Origin of the sequence: Bradyrhizobium genosp. SA-4 str. CB756 (assembly GCF_000473125.1) — a bacterium.
In the GTDB taxonomy this organism is placed as follows: Bacteria; Pseudomonadota; Alphaproteobacteria; order Rhizobiales; family Xanthobacteraceae; genus Bradyrhizobium; species Bradyrhizobium arachidis.
In genome coordinates, this window is record NZ_KI421499.1 from 2,887,413 (window position 1) to 2,903,276 (window position 15,864).

Annotated in this window: 14 protein-coding genes; 12 read left to right on the forward strand and 2 right to left on the reverse strand. The window is 63.9% G+C overall.

The features are described 5' to 3' along the window. The first annotated feature begins 150 nt into the window (after positions 1 to 150). From BRAGE_RS0114215 to BRAGE_RS0114225, 3 genes are all read left to right on the forward strand, one after another. Positions 151 to 1,188, forward strand: a complete 1,038-nt coding sequence (locus BRAGE_RS0114215) for an HAD family hydrolase (protein ID WP_084334324.1) — start codon at positions 151 to 153, stop codon at positions 1,186 to 1,188. Positions 1,189 to 1,548: 360 nt separating this feature from the next. Next, positions 1,549 to 2,979 carry an outer membrane protein gene (locus BRAGE_RS0114220; protein WP_027559322.1) on the forward strand — a complete coding sequence of 477 codons (1,431 nt, stop codon included), beginning with the start codon at positions 1,549 to 1,551 and terminating at the stop codon, positions 2,977 to 2,979. Positions 2,980 to 3,061: 82 nt separating this feature from the next. Then, a complete protein-coding gene (locus BRAGE_RS0114225; protein WP_084334322.1) occupies positions 3,062 to 4,147 on the forward strand; it encodes a SphA family protein in 1,086 nt (361 codons plus the stop codon). Positions 4,148 to 4,458: 311 nt separating this feature from the next. Here the strand turns inward: BRAGE_RS0114225 and BRAGE_RS0114230 are convergent, their stop codons facing one another. Next, a complete protein-coding gene (locus BRAGE_RS0114230) occupies positions 4,459 to 5,451 on the reverse strand; it encodes an ATP-binding protein (RefSeq protein WP_027559320.1) in 993 nt (330 codons plus the stop codon). A gap of 182 nt (positions 5,452 to 5,633) precedes the next feature. Here BRAGE_RS0114230 and yajC point away from each other — a divergent pair, with 182 nt between their 5' ends. From yajC to BRAGE_RS0114260, 6 genes are read left to right on the forward strand one after another with little or no spacing between them, the layout of a single operon-like run. Further along, positions 5,634 to 5,990 (forward strand): preprotein translocase subunit YajC, encoded by a 357-nt coding sequence (gene yajC / locus BRAGE_RS0114235; protein WP_027559319.1) that lies wholly within the window; start codon positions 5,634 to 5,636, stop codon positions 5,988 to 5,990. Positions 5,991 to 6,039: 49 nt separating this feature from the next. Continuing rightward, on the forward strand, positions 6,040 to 7,644 hold the full coding sequence (secD, locus tag BRAGE_RS0114240) for a protein translocase subunit SecD (RefSeq protein WP_027559318.1): 1,605 nt from the start codon (positions 6,040 to 6,042) through the stop codon (positions 7,642 to 7,644). A gap of 10 nt (positions 7,645 to 7,654) precedes the next feature. Next, positions 7,655 to 8,674: a protein translocase subunit SecF gene (gene secF, locus BRAGE_RS0114245; RefSeq protein WP_027559317.1), complete on the forward strand. Its 1,020-nt coding sequence runs from the start codon at positions 7,655 to 7,657 to the stop codon at positions 8,672 to 8,674. 60 nt (positions 8,675 to 8,734) lie between these two features. After that, on the forward strand, positions 8,735 to 9,118 hold the full coding sequence (locus BRAGE_RS0114250) for an Mth938-like domain-containing protein (RefSeq protein WP_027559316.1): 384 nt from the start codon (positions 8,735 to 8,737) through the stop codon (positions 9,116 to 9,118). Next, positions 9,115 to 9,975, forward strand: coding sequence for a phytoene/squalene synthase family protein (locus BRAGE_RS0114255; RefSeq protein ID WP_027559315.1), 861 nt, complete (start codon positions 9,115 to 9,117; stop codon positions 9,973 to 9,975). Before BRAGE_RS0114250 ends, BRAGE_RS0114255 begins: the two co-directional genes overlap by 4 nt. Before the next feature lie 45 nt (positions 9,976 to 10,020). Further along, the gene (locus BRAGE_RS0114260) at positions 10,021 to 11,265 is read left to right on the forward strand and encodes a threonine ammonia-lyase (RefSeq protein WP_027559314.1); all 1,245 of its coding nucleotides are present in this window, start codon (positions 10,021 to 10,023) and stop codon (positions 11,263 to 11,265) included. Positions 11,266 to 11,278: 13 nt separating this feature from the next. Here BRAGE_RS0114260 and BRAGE_RS0114265 read toward each other — a convergent pair whose 3' ends face one another. Further along, a complete protein-coding gene (locus tag BRAGE_RS0114265; RefSeq protein ID WP_027559313.1) occupies positions 11,279 to 12,457 on the reverse strand; it encodes an aminotransferase class V-fold PLP-dependent enzyme in 1,179 nt (392 codons plus the stop codon). A 200-nt stretch (positions 12,458 to 12,657) separates the two neighbouring features. Between BRAGE_RS0114265 and BRAGE_RS0114270 the strand changes: the two genes are divergently transcribed. From BRAGE_RS0114270 to BRAGE_RS0114280, 3 genes are all read left to right on the forward strand, one after another. After that, positions 12,658 to 13,614 carry a LysR family transcriptional regulator gene (locus tag BRAGE_RS0114270; RefSeq protein ID WP_051378460.1) on the forward strand — a complete coding sequence of 319 codons (957 nt, stop codon included), beginning with the start codon at positions 12,658 to 12,660 and terminating at the stop codon, positions 13,612 to 13,614. 113 nt (positions 13,615 to 13,727) lie between these two features. Beyond that, entirely contained in the window at positions 13,728 to 14,921 is a 1,194-nt protein-coding gene (locus BRAGE_RS0114275; RefSeq protein ID WP_027559311.1) for a CaiB/BaiF CoA transferase family protein, read from the forward strand. Continuing rightward, positions 14,918 to 15,859 carry a hydroxymethylglutaryl-CoA lyase gene (locus BRAGE_RS0114280; RefSeq protein WP_027559310.1) on the forward strand — a complete coding sequence of 314 codons (942 nt, stop codon included), beginning with the start codon at positions 14,918 to 14,920 and terminating at the stop codon, positions 15,857 to 15,859. Before BRAGE_RS0114275 ends, BRAGE_RS0114280 begins: the two co-directional genes overlap by 4 nt. Positions 15,860 to 15,864: the final 5 nt, after the last annotated feature.

Consider the following 15,864-nt stretch of genomic DNA (forward strand, 5'->3'; position numbering starts at 1 on the left):
TTCGGCGCTCGCCAATCCACTGCGGTCCGAATCCAACTGCTCGCGAAGCAGCATATCGGCAAGCGTGCGACGAACAGCAGCGCTACGCCAGCCTCGCACGCACCTTCAATGTTGGCCGGTGGGGACCGCACAATCGAAAACGGATCGACAATGAAACAGATCATGCGATTTCCACGCCTTGACCGTCGCGCGCTGCTCTCGTCTCTGGCGATGCTTCCGTTTCTATCTGCCGCTCTACGTTCCACGTCGGCCATGGCCCAGACGCAAGCCGGACCTCTGCCATCTTGGAATGACGGCCCGACGAAAGCTTCGATCGTCGACTTCGTCGCACGGATCACGGAGAGTGGCGGGCCCTATTTCGTACCGCCCGATCAACGCATCGCGACCTTCGACAACGATGGGACGCTTTGGATCGAGCAGCCGATGTATGTGCAGCTCGCTTTTGCGCTGGATCGCGTGAAGGTTCTTGCGCCCATGCCTCCGGAATGGAAGGAAAAGCAGCCCTTCGCGGCCGTGCTGAACGGCGACCTGAAGGCGCTCGCAGCTTTCGGAGAAAAGGGCGTGGCCGAGCTGGTGGCGGTGACTCACGCCGGCATGACGACAGCGGAGTTTGAGAAGATCGTCACAGAGTGGCTTGCGACCGCGCGTGATGGTCGCTTCAAACGCCCCTACACCGAACTCGTTTATCACCCTATGCTCGAATTGCTCGCTTACCTCCGCACCAACGGCTTCAAGACCTTCATCGTGTCAGGTGGCGGCATCGAATTCATGCGGCCATGGACCGAGACGACTTATGGAGTGCCTCCCGAGCAGGTCGTCGGATCGTCAATCAAGACTCGCTATGAAATGCGCGACAGCACGCCGGTTCTATTTCGCTTGCCCGAGGTCGATTTCATCGACGACAAGGCCGGCAAGCCGATCGGGATCAATAGCCACATTGGCCGGCGTCCGATCGCCGCCTTCGGGAACTCCGATGGCGACCTCGAAATGCTGCAATGGGCGACGCTCGGTACCAGCGGCGCGCGGTTCGGCCTGATCGTCCACCATACCGACGCGGAACGTGAATATGCCTACGATCGCCAATCACATTTCGGCAAGCTCGATGTCGCTCTCGATGCTGCAGCGCTGAACAGGTGGACCGTTGTGGACATGAAGAAGGACTGGAAGAGGATCTTTTCGTTTGACTAGAGGCGAGATCGTAAGGCTCCTGGCCGCGCGAATGTGCGAATCAACCATCAAGCTAAATGCACGCTATTGGGCAGAGCACGCCAACTAAGTTTCGGGTTGTGGCCAATTCACAACGGACATCGGGCCTGGAACATGGCCGACGCACCCGTCGCTTCCGGTCTACCCCATAAGCGGACAATTCTGAGCCGGTTGGTCTGTCTCAAACGGGCCAAAAGCGGCCTCGTGTGCGGTAAGCACCCAGCCGATCGACATTCTCGCCGGGTGTGTCCCGTAAGAGACAGTCAAAAATAACTAGTTGTAGTTGAATGAGGACGCGACGGGAAATTCTGGCAATATCGTTACCCCATATGGGAGCGTGCCATGAAGTCGTTCCTTGCGGCTCTGCTTGCTATCTTGGTGAGCGTCACTGCGCGTGCTGCGGATATGCCGGTGAAGGCTCCGGCCGCTCTTCCGCCGCCATACAATTGGTCAGGGTTTTATCTTGGCGCAAATGTCGGTGGGGCCTGGACCAGCGGCAGCCTGAACATTCCAGGCAACAATTTATATGGCGGGCTGACGGAATTCATCGGTGGCGTTCAGGCCGGCTACAATTTCCAGGCCGGCCATCTTTTGTTTGGCGTGGAAGGTGATTTCGATGGGGCGACATTTGGTCATCCCGTGCTTCCGACTCCTACGCTCGGCTCGGTGAGCCAGAACTGGATCGGAACGGTGGCAGGCCGCGTCGGGCTCGTGGAAGACCGCTGGCTTTTTTACACCAAGCTTGGCGGTGGCTGGGTGCGCAGCAATGCCTCGTTGAACTTCCCCGGCGTCGCTTGGCAGGGGTCCAACACCAGCTCTGGCTGGCTGGCTGGCGTCGGTATCGAGTACGGCTTCAAGGCGAATTGGACGCTCAAACTCGAATACGATTACATTGGGCTGGGACAATGGACTTCGCCCACCGTCCCGTCCATCCCGCTGAACCGCGACCTTCAGATGGTCAAGCTTGGTGCGAACTACAAATTCGAGAGCGGGCTTCCCGATACGGTCGCGCCGGCAAGAACCGCGCATTCTGCCGAGCACTCCGAAGATGAAGACCTAGCCAAGAAATCACAGAATCCTATCGCCGATCTCGTCAGCGTTCCGTTCCAAAGCAATACGAATTTCAACGCCGGGCCGTTCAATCGCACCCAGGAAGTCCTCAACATTCAGCCAGTCATACCGCTGCGCATCAACGCGGACTGGAATGTGATCTCGCGCACCATCATGCCCGTGATCAGTCAACCTAGTCCGTTTTTTAACAACAACACGAATGGAATTGGCGACATTACCCAGCAGTTCTTTTTCACCCCCACCCATCCAGGCACTCTGATCTGGGGCGTCGGTCCCGTCTTCACGGTTCCGTCCGCGAGCGATCCGATTCTCGGAACCGGTAAGGTGTTGTTCGGTCCGACCGCCGTTGCCCTCGTGACGCCCGGACACTGGGTGATCGGCGTGCTGGTCAACAATCAGTGGTCAGTTGGCGGCAATCCATTGCGGCCGCCCGTAAACGCATTTCTCGCGCAGCCGTTCGTCAACTACAACATGGCGCACGGGTGGTACCTGACAAGCTCACCTGTGATCACCGCGAACTGGCTGGCGGCCCCCGGTCAGCAGTGGACCGTACCGATCGGTGGCGGTTTCGGCCGAATCTTCAAGATCGGCGACCAGCCAGTGAGTGCAAATATAGCCGGCTATTACAACGTCGTTCGTCCAACCGGCACGCCGAGTTGGCAGTTGCGGGCCGAATTGTCACTGCTCTTCCCCGAGAGGTGAGAGGTGCTTGCTTCGAGATTGGGAGATTTCTGGTCACGCAATCCGGCTCCGTTGCAGACCGTGAAAGGATGGGAGATCCGCGATGAAGAGCAAGAAATTGACACCAAGGACTGGTTTCGTTTGTCGGCTGGGCGCGGCGGCAATTGCCACCTTACTCGCGCTCCCCAATGATGCGGCGCGAGCCGATGAAGGCGGTGTCAGCTTCTGGATACCCGGCTTCTTTGGCAGCCTCGCCGCCGCCCCCGCGCAGGCGCCCGGCTGGTCGGTGACCTCGATTTATTATCATACCTCGGTTTCCGCCGGCGGCGACGTGGCGCGGGCACGGGAGATCACGATCGGTCGCATTCCCGCGAATCTGAACGTCAACGTGAATGCGAACGTCAAGGCGAATGTGGATCTTGGCCTTTTAGTCGGGACCTACACCTTTGCGACACCGGTGCTGGGCGCGCAGGCGCAGGCCTCCCTGCTGGGTGTCTACGGCTCCAACTCGACGTCGTTGGCGGGATCACTGGTGGGGACAGTGACGGGACCAGGAGGCGGAGTATTGCCATTCTCGCGCTTCGACAGCATCGACAGCTCGATCACTGCATTTGGCGATCTGCTTCCGATGTTCCAGCTGAAATGGAACGCCGGTGTTCACAACTACATGACCTACATCACCGGGGACATCCCGGTTGGGGCCTATCAGTCGGATCGTCTTGCAAATTTAGGGCTCGGGCATTGGGCAATCGACGCTGGAGGTGGCTATACTTATTTCAATCCAAAGACCGGGCACGAGTTTTCAGGGGTGCTGGGATTTACATACAACTTCGTCAACCCCTCCACTCAATATCAAAGCGGCGTCGACATGCACTTCGACTGGGGCGCGTCGCAATTCCTGACCAAGCAGTGGCAGGTCGGCCTCGTGGGTTACGCCTATCAGCAGCTCGGCTGCGACAGCGGCTCCGGCGATCGCGTCGGCTGTTTCCGGTCGCGAGTGCTCGGCGCTGGACCGCAGGTCGGCTACATTTTCCCGGTCGGAGACATGCAGGGATATCTGAACCTGAAGGCCTACGGCGAATTCGCCAATGAAAATCGGCCAGCGGGCTGGAACGTCTGGCTGACGTTCAATCTTTCGCCCCCGGCGGCAACGCCGCCGACACCCTCGAGGCACATTATTACTAAGTAGGATCATGCCCCTACGGCAAATCGCGCCTCTTCTACGCGATTTCGTCCGCCGCGCCGGAAAGCACCGTTGCGCCGACCCGGCACAGGGTGATGAAGTAAGGGGATCAACCGGAGAAGGGAGCTCTGCGCGCGACCCGCGCAAGCGCGCTCGCGGGTGAGGGCACGCGCCTGCTCAACATCAATGTTGAAGCGCAGTGTACAAACTCGGCCCCCCAGGTCCCTAAACGCCGCCAGAGGCGGGTTTGATACGTACGCGTCCTTGATTCCCCGTCTTCGGGGAAAGACAGCCGCAACCGGGGTGCGATCCGACCGCTACGTCGCCGTCAGCTTCACACCCAGCCGTCCTGCAAGCTCCTGCACGAACTGCCAGGCGACGCGGCCAGAGCGCGAGCCGCGCGTGGTCGACCATTCCAGCGCCTCGCGCTCGAGCGCCTCGTCGTCGACCTTGATGCCGAAATGGCTGCAATAGCCGCGCACCATGGCGAGATATTCGTCCTGGCTGCAGCGATGGAAGCCGAGCCACAGGCCGAAGCGGTCCGACAGCGAGACCTTCTCCTCGACTGCTTCGCCGGGATTGATCGCGGTCGAGCGCTCGTTCTCGATCATGTCACGCGCCAGTAGGTGGCGGCGATTGGAAGTGGCGTAGAGGATGACGTTCTCGGGCCGGCCCTCGATGCCGCCTTCGAGCACGGCCTTGAGCGACTTGTAGGACGCGTCATTGCCGTCGAAGGAGAGGTCATCGATGAACACGATGAAGCGGAAGCTGGCGTCGCGGAGCTTCTCCATCAGCATCGGCAGCGTTTCGATATCCTCGCGATGGATCTCGATCAGCTTCAGCTTGTCTGCCGGCTTGCGGTCCGCATTGATGCTGGCATGCGCGGCCTTCACCAGCGACGACTTGCCCATGCCGCGCGCGCCCCAGAGCAGGGCGTTGTTGGCGGGCAAGCCGTTGGCGAAACGCTCGGTGTTCTCCATCAGGATGTCCCGCATCCGGTCGACGCCCTTGAGCAGGAACAGCTCGACGCGGCTGACCCGCGGCACCGGCGCGAGGCGGCCATCGGGGTGCCAGACATAGGCGTCCGCCCGGTCGAACGAGGCGGGTTCAGCGATCGGCTTGCCCTGGGCGGCAAGGTGTGCCGCGATCGTCTCCAGCGCGCGGACGACACGTTCCTGGTTAAGGTCTGAGGCTGCTGTGGCGGCTGCCTTGACGGCCCCCTTGGGGCGATTTGCCGCGAGGCGGGCAGGCTTCTTGGCAGGGGTACGGGGGCCTTTGCCGGCCGGGCTTTTGCTTGGTTTTTTGGGCATGTCCGAAGTTCCTGAGAACGCAGCCTTATCGGGCCTGACGGCGCGCCGCAAGGTGGCCAAATCGACGGTCTGGCAGCGTTGCAATTGGGGCGGTGGCCGCTATAGTCCGCGCGAATTTGACCGAACCGGTCGCCTTTGAGGGCCTGACCGGCTGTCCCCCGTTCTCACGAGGATCGTCCGAAATGTTGATTACCCCTGCGTATGCCCAGGCTGCGGGCGCCGGTGACACCAACAGCATGTTGATGTCGCTGCTGCCGTTCGCCCTGATCTTCGTGATCATGTACTTCCTGATTCTGCGTCCGCAGCAGAAGAAGGTCCGCGACCATGCCGACCTCGTGAAGAACATCCGCCGCGGCGACACCGTCGTGACCTCGGGCGGCCTCGTCGGAAAGGTCACCAAGGTCGTCGATGACGACCAGATCGAATTCGAGATCTCCGATGGCGTGCGCGTGCGGCAGATGCGCCAGATGATCTCCGGCGTGCGCGCCAAGGGCGAGCCGGCCAAGGAAAGCGCGAAGGACGACACCGCGGCCAAGTGAGCGCTTTGCCGCGAGCATCTCAAGTCTCCTGATCTGACAGGTCCAGTCGATGTTGTATTTCACGCGGTGGAAGGCGCTCGGGATTATCCTGACGGCGCTGATCGTGTGCCTCTGCGCGGTCCCGAACTTCTTTCCCGAAGCGCAGGTCAAGACCTGGCCGGCCTGGGCGCAGCGCCGGCTCGTGCTCGGCCTCGACCTCCAGGGCGGCTCCTATCTGCTGCTCGAGGTCGATTCTGCCTATGTGAAGAAGGAGCGGCTCGATCAGATCCGTGACGACGTGCGCCGGACGCTGCGCGATGCCAAGATCGGCTTCACCGGCGGCGTCACCGTACGCAACGACGCGGCCGAGGTGCGTATCACCAAGGAGACCGACGTGCAGCCGGCGCTCGCCAAGCTGCGCGAGCTGTCCCAGCCGCTGGGCGGTCTGATGGGATCGAGCGGTCAGCGCGACCTCGAGGTGACCGATGCCGGCGGCGGCGTGATCCGCCTGACCATCCCGCAGGCCGCGATGCTCGACCGCATGCGCAAGACCATCGAGCAGTCGATCCAGATCGTCGAGCGCCGCGTCAACGAGCTCGGCACCGTCGAGCCCGTGATCCAGCGCCAGGGCAACGACCGCATCCTGGTGCAGGTCCCCGGCCTTCAGGACCCGACCCGTCTGAAGGAATTGCTGGGCAAGACCGCGAAGATGGAATTCCGCATGGTCGATACCTCCGTGCCGCCGGATCAGGCGCAGCAGGGCAGGTTGCCGCCGGAATCCGAGCTGTTGATGAGTGCCTCACCGCCGCCGACGCCTTACGTGGTCAAGAAGCAGGTGCTGGTTGCCGGCGGTGACCTGACCGACGCCCAGGCGAGCTTCGACCAGCGCACCGGCGAACCGGTCGTCAGCTTCAAGTTCAACACGTCGGGGGCGCGCAAATTCGCGCAGGCGACGCAGGAAAACGTTGGGCTGCCCTTCGCGATCGTGCTCGACAACAAGGTGATCTCGGCGCCCGTGATCCGCGAGCCCATCACCGGCGGCCAGGGCCAGATCTCCGGCAGCTTCACCGTGCAATCGGCCAACGATCTCGCCATCCTGCTGCGCGCCGGCGCGCTGCCGGCGCCGCTGACCGTAGTCGAGGAGCGCACCGTCGGCCCGGGCCTCGGCCAGGACTCGATCGAGAAGGGTGAGCTTGCGGCTTACGTCGGCTCGATCCTCGTGATCGTGTTCATGCTGCTGACCTACCGGCTGTTCGGCGTGTTCGCCAACATCGCGGTGACCATCAACGTCGCCATGATCTTCGGCCTGCTGTCGCTGCTCAACGCCACGCTGACGCTGCCCGGCATCGCCGGCATCGTGCTCACCGTGGGCATCGCGGTGGACTCCAACGTGCTGATCTATGAGCGCATCCGCGAGGAGCTGCGCGGCGGCCGCAACGCGATCTCGGCGATCGACGCCGGGTTCAAGCGCGCGCTCGCAACCATCCTCGATTCCAACATCACCACCTTCATTGCTGCCGCGGTGCTGTTCTACATCGGCACCGGCCCGGTGCGCGGCTTCGCCGTGACGCTCGGCATCGGCATCATCACCACGGTGTTCACCGCCTTCACCCTGACCCGGCTGATCGTCGCTTGGTGGGTGCGGTGGAAGCGGCCGCAGAGCGTGCCGATCTAGGAGCCTGATCGTGACTCACACCGTTCTCATCGGGCTCGGCGTCCTCATTGCCATTCTCACCGTGGTCGCGGCGCTTGGCCTGTTGCCGTCGCTGCGCATCGTTCCGGACAACACGCATTTCGACTTCACGCGCTTCCGCCGCATCAGCTTCCCGATCTCGGCGGTGCTGTCGATCGTCGCGATCACGCTGTTCTTCACCCACGGCCTGAACCTCGGTATCGACTTCAAGGGCGGCACGCTGCTCGAGGTGAAGGCGAGGTCCGGCACTGCCGACATCGCGGCGATGCGCACCACGCTCGACGCCCTGGGTCTTGGCGAAGTCCAGTTGCAGCAGTTCGGCGGCCCCGAGAACGTCCTGATCCGTGTTGCGGAACAGCCAGGGGGCGACGCCGCGCAGCAGGCAGCCCTGCAGAAGCTTCGTGGCGCGCTCGGCGAGAGCGTCGACATTCAGCGCACCGAGGTGCTCGGTCCGCGCGTCGCCGGAGAGCTTTTGGCCTACGGTATGCTCGGCCTGATGCTCGCGATCGTCGCGATCCTGATCTATCTCTGGTTCCGCTTCGAATGGCAGTTCGCGTTGGGCGCCATGATCGCCAACGTGCACGACATCGTGCTGACGATCGGCTTCATGTCGATCAGCCAGGTCGATTTCGACCTGACCAGCATCGCCGCGCTGCTGACGATTCTGGGCTATTCGCTCAACGACACCGTCGTCATCTACGACCGTATCCGCGAGATGCTGCGCCGCTACAAGAAGATGCCGATGCCGCAGCTGCTCAACGAGTCCATCAACTCGACGCTGTCGCGCTCGATCATCACCCACGTCACGGTGACATTGGCGCTGCTGGCGCTGCTACTGTTTGGCGGTCACGCCATTCACAGCTTCACCGCGGTGATGATGTTCGGCGTCGTGCTGGTCGGTACCTACACCTCGATCTTCATCGCGGCTCCGATCCTGATCTATCTCGGCGTCGGCGAGCACCGCGAGGATGCGCCCGATACGGCTGCGCCGGCGAAGAAAACCAAGGCGTGATCCGAACCCTATGCCCTCGCACGAGTTTGCGAGGGTAGTCAGCCCATTCGGACGAAGTTCATGGCCGGCGATCCCAACGCTCCGCATTTCCCGCGCTCGGCGCCGATCGAGGCTTATGGCAAGGGCGGTTTCGCCTTTGCCGGCATGTCGCATCGCGGCTCGCTGCTCTGCCTGCCCGACGCGATCTGGGCCTGGGACGTGACGGATCCCGCCAAGATCGACCGCTATTCGCTGGACCGGGTGTTCGCGGCCGCCAACGGCATCGACACGCTGCTGATCGGTACCGGAACCGGGCTCTGGCTGCCGCCGCCGGAGCTGCGCCAGGCGCTCAAGGCGGTGAGGGTGGTGCTGGACACGATGCAGACCGGTCCAGCCGTGCGCACCTACAACATTATGATCGGCGAACGGCGCCGTGTCGCGGCCGCGCTGATCGCCGTGCCATGAGCAGCGCCGCGCCGCCGGACACCGTGACTTACTGCGCCGATCTGCTGCGCGGCCATGACTTTCCGCGCTATGCCGCGACGCTGTTCGTGCCTGCCGCCGAGCGCCGCGCGCTGCTGGCACTCTATGCCTTCAACGTCGAGATCGTCCGCGTCCGCGACCAGGTGAGCCAGCCCTTGCCGGGCGAGATCCGCTTTCAATGGTGGACCGATCTGCTCGCGGGCCATGTCCATGGCAGCGCCGAGGGCAATCCCGTGGCGGCAGAGCTGCTCCGCGCGATCCGCGATTTCGACCTGCCGGTCGAACCACTGTCGCTGCTCGTCGACGAGCACCAGTTCGATCTCTACAACGATCCGATGCCGACCACGACGGCGCTGGAAGGCTATCTGGCAGCGACCTCGTCGGCGCTGTTTGCACTCGCGGCCCGCATCATGGCGCCGCCTTCGGACGCGGCCGAGCATCTCGCCCGTCACGCCGGGCTGGCGCAGGGCATCGCGCAGGTCATCGCGAACCTGCCGCGTGATGCGGCGCACCGGCAATTGTTCCTGCCCCAGCAGGTGCTGGCGCGCCACAATTGCAACATGGAGGACGTGTTCGCCGGCAAGGACACGCCGAACCTGCGTGCCGTGCTGGACCAGCTCACGGGCGAAGCGCAGCAGCATCTGGCGACGGCGCTATCGCTGCTGGCGGAGCTGCCAACCGCGGCCCGGCCAGCCTTTCTGCCGCTCGGGCTGGTGCGGGCCGATCTCAAGCGCCTGGCGCAGCCAGCGCGCAATCCGTTTACGCCGCAGCCGGCCTCGCGGCTGCGCACGCTGTGGACGCTATGGCGTGCCTCGCGCTCCCGGGAATTTACCAAATAGCGGCCGGCTTATCGCCTGAGCCGGCTAAATGCTCTATGCTGTCCTATGGCTGAGTTGTCCCAAAACATGTCCGCGGATCTCGGTAGCTATCCGGTCACACCTCGCGACATCCATGCCGCCGCCGAGACCATCCGCGGCGCCGTCGTCGAGACGCCCTGCAGCTACAGCCGCACGCTGAGCAACATCTGCGGCTGCGACATCTGGCTGAAATTCGAGAACCTGCAGTTCACCTCCTCGTTCAAGGAGCGCGGCGCGCTCAACCGGCTCACCGCGCTGACGCCGGAAGAGCGTGCGCGCGGCGTCGTCGCGATGTCGGCGGGCAACCACGCCCAGGGCGTCGCTTATCATGCGAGGCGCCTCGGCATTCCCGCCACCATCGTGATGCCTGTGGGCACGCCGATGGTGAAGATCGAGAACACCAGGCACCATGGCGCCGAAGTGGTGGTCACGGGCGAAACTCTGGAAGAGGCGGCGGCGTTTGCGCGCAGCCATGGCGAAGCCCGCGGCATGATCTTCGTCCATCCTTACGACGATCCGCTGGTGATCGCGGGCCAGGGCACCGTTGGCCTTGAGATGCTCAAGGCCGTGCCGGGGCTCGATACGCTGGTCGTCCCGATCGGCGGCGGCGGGCTGATCAGCGGCATCGCCATCGCCGCCAAGTCGATCAAGCCGTCGCTGCGCATCCTGGGCGTCGAAGCCTGGCTCTATCCCTCGATGTACAACGCCATCCACGACGGCAATCTGCCGGCACGCGGCGACACGCTCGCCGAAGGCATCGCGGTGAAGTCGCCGGGTAAGATCACCACCGAGATCGTCCGCGGCCTCGTCGACGACATCGCGCTCGTGAACGAAGCCGAGCTCGAGCGCGCGGTCGCGACCCTGATCTCGATCGAGAAGACGGTCGTCGAGGGCGCCGGCGCCGCCGGCCTTGCCGCGCTGATGTCCGATCCCTCCCGCTTCGCCGGCGAGAAAGTTGGCCTGGTGCTGAGCGGCGGCAACATTGATACGCGGCTGATCGCATCCGTTCTCACCCGCGAGCTCGCGCGCGAGGGGCGGCTGACCCAGTTGTCGCTCGATATCCCCGACAGGCCCGGGCAGCTCGCTGCGGTGGCGGGGCTGCTGGCCGAGGCTGGCGCCAACATCATCGAGGTTTCGCATCAGCGGACCTTCTCCGACCTGCCGGCCAAGGCGACCCTGCTGCAACTCGTCATCGAGACCCGCGACGCCGCGCATCTCGACGAGGTCATGGCGAGGCTCAGTGCATCCGGACTGAGCGCGCGCTGCACCTGAGCAGTGCGCGCCGCTACCGCGCCGCCAAACCCGCGAGGTGATCGACAAGCCGATCGATCTCGGCTTCCGTGTTGTAGTAATGCGGGGATGCGCGCACGAGCGGCGGCAGCGCGCGGATTTCGGCGTCGATGCGGGTGCTCGCCGGATCCGAAGCGCCGATGGCGATGCCGGCCGCAGCGGCGCTGCGGACGATGGCATCCGCTTCATGCCCCTCCATCGTGAAGCTGACGATCGCGCCCGGCGTGCGGCCGAGGTCACGAATTGTGACGCCACGAATGGATGCAAGGCCGGCACGCAGGCGATCGGCGAGCAGGTGGCAGCGCTGCTCGATCGGGCCAAGACCGATATCGAGGGCGTAGTCCACGGCAGCGCCCAGCCCCAGCCGGGCCGCGTAGTTGTTCTCCCAGGTCTCGAAACGGCGCGCATCGTCGCGCAGCCGGTATTCATTCCGTGCGACCCACGGCGCCGCGAAATGGTCGATCATCGGCGGTTCGAGCTGCTGCAGCAGCGCGCGGCGGACATAGAGAAAGCCGGTGCCGCGCGGGCCGCGCAGGAATTTGCGCCCCGTCGCCGACAGCATGTCGCAGCCGATGGCCTCGACATCGACCTCCATCTGGCCGACGGCCTGGCAGGCATCGAGCAAGTAGGGAACGCCGTGCTCCCGCGCAATCTTGCCGATCGCCGCCGCGGGATTGACCAGCCCGCCATTGGTCGGGACCCAGGTGATCGCGATCAGCTTCACGCGCGCGTCAATCATGCGTTCGAGCGCGGCGACATCGAGCTCTCCGCTGGCATCGCTCGGCACGATATCGATCGTCGCGCCAGTTCGTTTCGCGACTTGAAGAAACGCGACATAGTTGGCGGCATATTCCGCTTCGGCGGTGAGGATCCGATCGCCCTGGCGAAATGGAAGCGAATAGAACGCCATCTGCCAGGCGACCGTCGCGTTCTCCATGAGGGCGACCTCGTCGGGCGCCGCATTCAGCAGGCGTGCGACCGAGCCGTAAACCGCATCGAGCTGTTCGGCCTCGCGGTCGGCGGCGGCATAGCCTCCGATCTCGCTCTCCAGATCAATATGCTGCTTCATGGCATTGACGACGGCGGTCGGCATGAGAGCCGCTCCGGCATTGTGGAGGTACGCGAGCCGGCCGGCGGCCGGCGTGTCGGCACGAATCTGGTCGATGTCGATCAAGTGCTGGTCTCCGCCACTGCTATCCCGGTCATTTGAATTAGGCGCGATCACAAGCGCGAGCAAGCGATGCGCCGCTTGGAACAAAATCGCAGATTGCTGCCTCCTATTGGTATCAGATTCCAAACCGGAGGGCGCCCGCCCCGGATTTTGAGAAATCCATGGGCGCCGAACGCGATATCCTCCCGGATGAGAAACCGACCATGCAAGAGAAATCGCAATCGTCGCGCCCAGCGAGCGGGGCGGCCAAGATCAACATCGCCCGACGGATCGACCTCACGACCCTCAGGCTGTTCATCGCCATTTGCGAAGAGGGCAATCTGACGCGCGCCTCCCAGCGCGAGGCGATCGCGCCGTCGGCCGTCAGCAAGCGCATGCATGACCTTGAGGAGATGCTCGAGGTCGCCCTGTTCGAGCGGCATCCCAACGGCATGGCGCTGACGCCGGCCGGCGAATCGCTGCTGCATCATGCGCGGGTGACCTTGCTCAACGTCGAAAAGATCGCCGTCGACATGGCCGAGCACGCGAGGGGTGTGCGCGGGCATGTGCGGATGCTGGCCAATCTGTCGTCGATCGTCGAGTTCCTTCCCGACGATCTGCCCGGCTTCTTCCGCGCGCACGAGCTGGTGCGCCTCGACCTTCAGGAGCGTCCGAGCGCCGATGTCGTTCGGGGCGTCGAGGAGGGCGTAGCCGAGATTGGCATCTGCTCGGCGGATGTCTCGACCCGCGGGCTGGAGCGGTTCGCCTACCGGCGGGATCGCCTCGTCATCGTGGTGCGCACGGATCATCCGCTTGCGGGCGCGACGGACGTGTCGTTCGCCGATACGCTCGACTACGACCATGTCGGCCTGTTTGCGACCAGCTCGATCTATCTTCGTTCGCACTACACCGCACAGCAGATCGGCAAGTCGATCCGGCTGCGAGTCCATGTGCCGGGTTTCGATGCGGTGTGCCGGATGGTGCAGGCCGGCATGGGCATCGGCCTCATTCCGGACCGTGCGTTCGAGGTCCTCAGTCACGGCATGAACCTGACGGCGATCGAGCTGACGGACGACTGGGCCGATCGCGAGCTGGTGCTGGTCGCGCGAGATCCGGCAGGATTGTCGGCGACGAGCCAGCTGATGCTCGAGCATCTGCGATCGCCTGGCAGGCCGCATTGACGCCGGCCTCAACCTCGTTCGTCGTCCGCGAACGCGTGTTCATCAAAGGATATTGGACATAAGACCCTGCGCTCGGCGACACCACGATCAAAGAAGATCGAGGAGCGCCGAACGTGGACGGACCACTATCAGGAATACGGGTCGTCGAACTCGGAACATTGATCGCTGCGCCATTTGCTGCGCGGCTATTCGCCGAGTTCGGCGCTGAGGTCATCAAGATCGAGCAGCCCGGCAGCGGTGATCCCTTGCGCACATGGCGCAAGCTGCATCAGGGCACCTCGCTCTGGTGGTATCTGCAATCGCGCAACAAGAAGTCGATCGCGATCGATCTGAAATCGCCGGATGGACGCGACGTGGCGCTGCGGCTGGCCGCGCAAGCCGATGTCGTGATCGAGAATTTCAAGCCGGGGAGCCTCGAGAAACTTGGCCTCGGCTGGGATGTGCTGTCGAAGCTCAACCCCGACCTTACGCTGGTGCGCATCTCCGGCTATGGGCAGACCGGGCCTTATCGCGACCGCTCCGGGTTCGGTGCAATCGGCGAGGCCATGGGCGGACTGCGCTTCACCACGGGTGATCCGGACAGTCCGCCGGCCCGCGTCGGCATCAGCATCGGCGACAGCCTCGCCTCGCTCCACGGCGTGATCGGTGCGCTGATGTCGCTGCTGCGCGTCAAGACCGGGCAGGGGCGAGGGCAGGTCGTCGACGTCTCGCTCTACGAGAGCGTGTTCAATCTGATGGAGAGCCTCGTCCCCGAATATGATCTCATGGGGCACGTCCGGACCCGCACCGGCGGGGCCCTCCCGGGCATCAGTCCCTCAAATACGTATCCGAGCTCCGATGGCCGCCACGTCGTCATCGCCGGCAATAGTGATGCGATCTTCAAGCGCTTGATGCAGGTGGTCGGCCGTCCGGACCTTGCCGACGATCCGGCGCTCGCCAGCAATGACGGACGCGTCCGCAGCAACGCCTTGCTCGATGCCGCCATCGCCGCGTGGACGTCGGAGCGGACGATGGACGAGATCCTCGCGCGCCTCGATGCGGCTGATGTTCCTGCGGGCCGGATCTATTCGGTCGCCGATATCGTTGACGATCCCCACTACGCCGCCCGCGACATGATCCTGCCGACCGAGCTGCCGGGCGACGTCACCGTGAAGATGCCGGGCATCGCGCCAAAGCTCTCCGACACGCCCGGCGCGGTCAGATGGTCCGGCCCGACGCTGGGACAGCACACCGACGAGGTGCTGACGGCCCTTGGCCTGCAGCCTGCCGATATCGCGCAGCTGCGCCGCAGCGGAGCGGTGCAATGATGGCAACACCGCCCGATATCATGATCCAGGAGGTGGCCCCGCGCGACGGCCTCCAGATCGAGGCGCAATGGGTCGAGACCAGCGACAAGGTTCGGCTCATCAATTCGCTGTCCGCGATCGGCTTCGGCCGCATCGAGGTCTCGTCGTTCGTGTCGCCGGCCGCGGTCCCGTCGCTGCGCGACGCGGCGGACGTCTTCGCCGGCATCGAACGCCGTCCGGGCACGATCTACACGGCGCTCGTGCCGAACCGGAAGGGCGCCGAGCTGGCGGTGGCGGCCCGCGCTGACGAACTGAATTTCGTGATGTCTGCGAGCGAGACGCACAATCGCGCCAACATGAACATGACGCACGCGCAATCGCTCGCTGCGCTCGCCGAGACCGTGAAGCCGGCCCATGCCGGTGGTGCCATGGTCAACGCCACGGTTGCGACCGGGTTCGGCTGTCCGTTCGAGGGCGTTCAGCCGTTCAAGAAGGTTCTCGACATCGTCAAACGCTATCTCGACCTCGGTGTCGACGGCGTCACGCTTGCCGATACCACGGGCATGGCCAATCCCAACCAGGTCTCGCAGCTGGTGGCCGAGGTCCTGATGCTCGTCCCCGCGGACATGCTCACGCTTCACTTCCACAACACGCGCGGGCTCGGACTGGTCAATGTCCTCGCGGCCCACGACACCGGCGCGCGCCGCTTCGATGCGGCCCTCGGCGGTCTCGGTGGATGTCCATTTGCGCCGGGCGCCACCGGCAATGTCTGTACCGAAGACCTCGTCAATCTCTGCCATGAGATCGGCTTGCGGACCGGTCTCGATCTGCAGCGCTTGATCGATCTGTCGTTACGATTGCCCGGACTGGTTGGACATGAGGTGCCGGGGCAGGTCGCCAAGGCCGGCCGTCCTCTCGATCTGCATCCCATACCCGAACGACTGCGGCGCTCTGGCTGAGCGGC

What these genes read in the sequence shown, in the direction of transcription:
- BRAGE_RS0114280 (WP_027559310.1), top strand. Translation starts at nt 14,918, where the DNA reads ATGATGGCAACACCGCCCGATATCATGATCCAGGAGGTGGCCCCGCGC.
- BRAGE_RS0114230 (WP_027559320.1), bottom strand. Translation starts at nt 5,451, where the DNA reads ATGCCCAAAAAACCAAGCAAAAGCCCGGCCGGCAAAGGCCCCCGTACC.
- BRAGE_RS0114255 (WP_027559315.1), top strand. Translation starts at nt 9,115, where the DNA reads ATGAGCAGCGCCGCGCCGCCGGACACCGTGACTTACTGCGCCGATCTG.
- BRAGE_RS0114220 (WP_027559322.1), top strand. Translation starts at nt 1,549, where the DNA reads ATGAAGTCGTTCCTTGCGGCTCTGCTTGCTATCTTGGTGAGCGTCACT.
- BRAGE_RS0114215 (WP_084334324.1), top strand. Translation starts at nt 151, where the DNA reads ATGAAACAGATCATGCGATTTCCACGCCTTGACCGTCGCGCGCTGCTC.
- secD (WP_027559318.1), top strand. Translation starts at nt 6,040, where the DNA reads ATGTTGTATTTCACGCGGTGGAAGGCGCTCGGGATTATCCTGACGGCG.
- yajC (WP_027559319.1), top strand. Translation starts at nt 5,634, where the DNA reads ATGTTGATTACCCCTGCGTATGCCCAGGCTGCGGGCGCCGGTGACACC.
- BRAGE_RS0114260 (WP_027559314.1), top strand. Translation starts at nt 10,021, where the DNA reads ATGGCTGAGTTGTCCCAAAACATGTCCGCGGATCTCGGTAGCTATCCG.
- BRAGE_RS0114225 (WP_084334322.1), top strand. Translation starts at nt 3,062, where the DNA reads ATGAAGAGCAAGAAATTGACACCAAGGACTGGTTTCGTTTGTCGGCTG.
- BRAGE_RS0114270 (WP_051378460.1), top strand. Translation starts at nt 12,658, where the DNA reads ATGCAAGAGAAATCGCAATCGTCGCGCCCAGCGAGCGGGGCGGCCAAG.
- BRAGE_RS0114250 (WP_027559316.1), top strand. Translation starts at nt 8,735, where the DNA reads ATGGCCGGCGATCCCAACGCTCCGCATTTCCCGCGCTCGGCGCCGATC.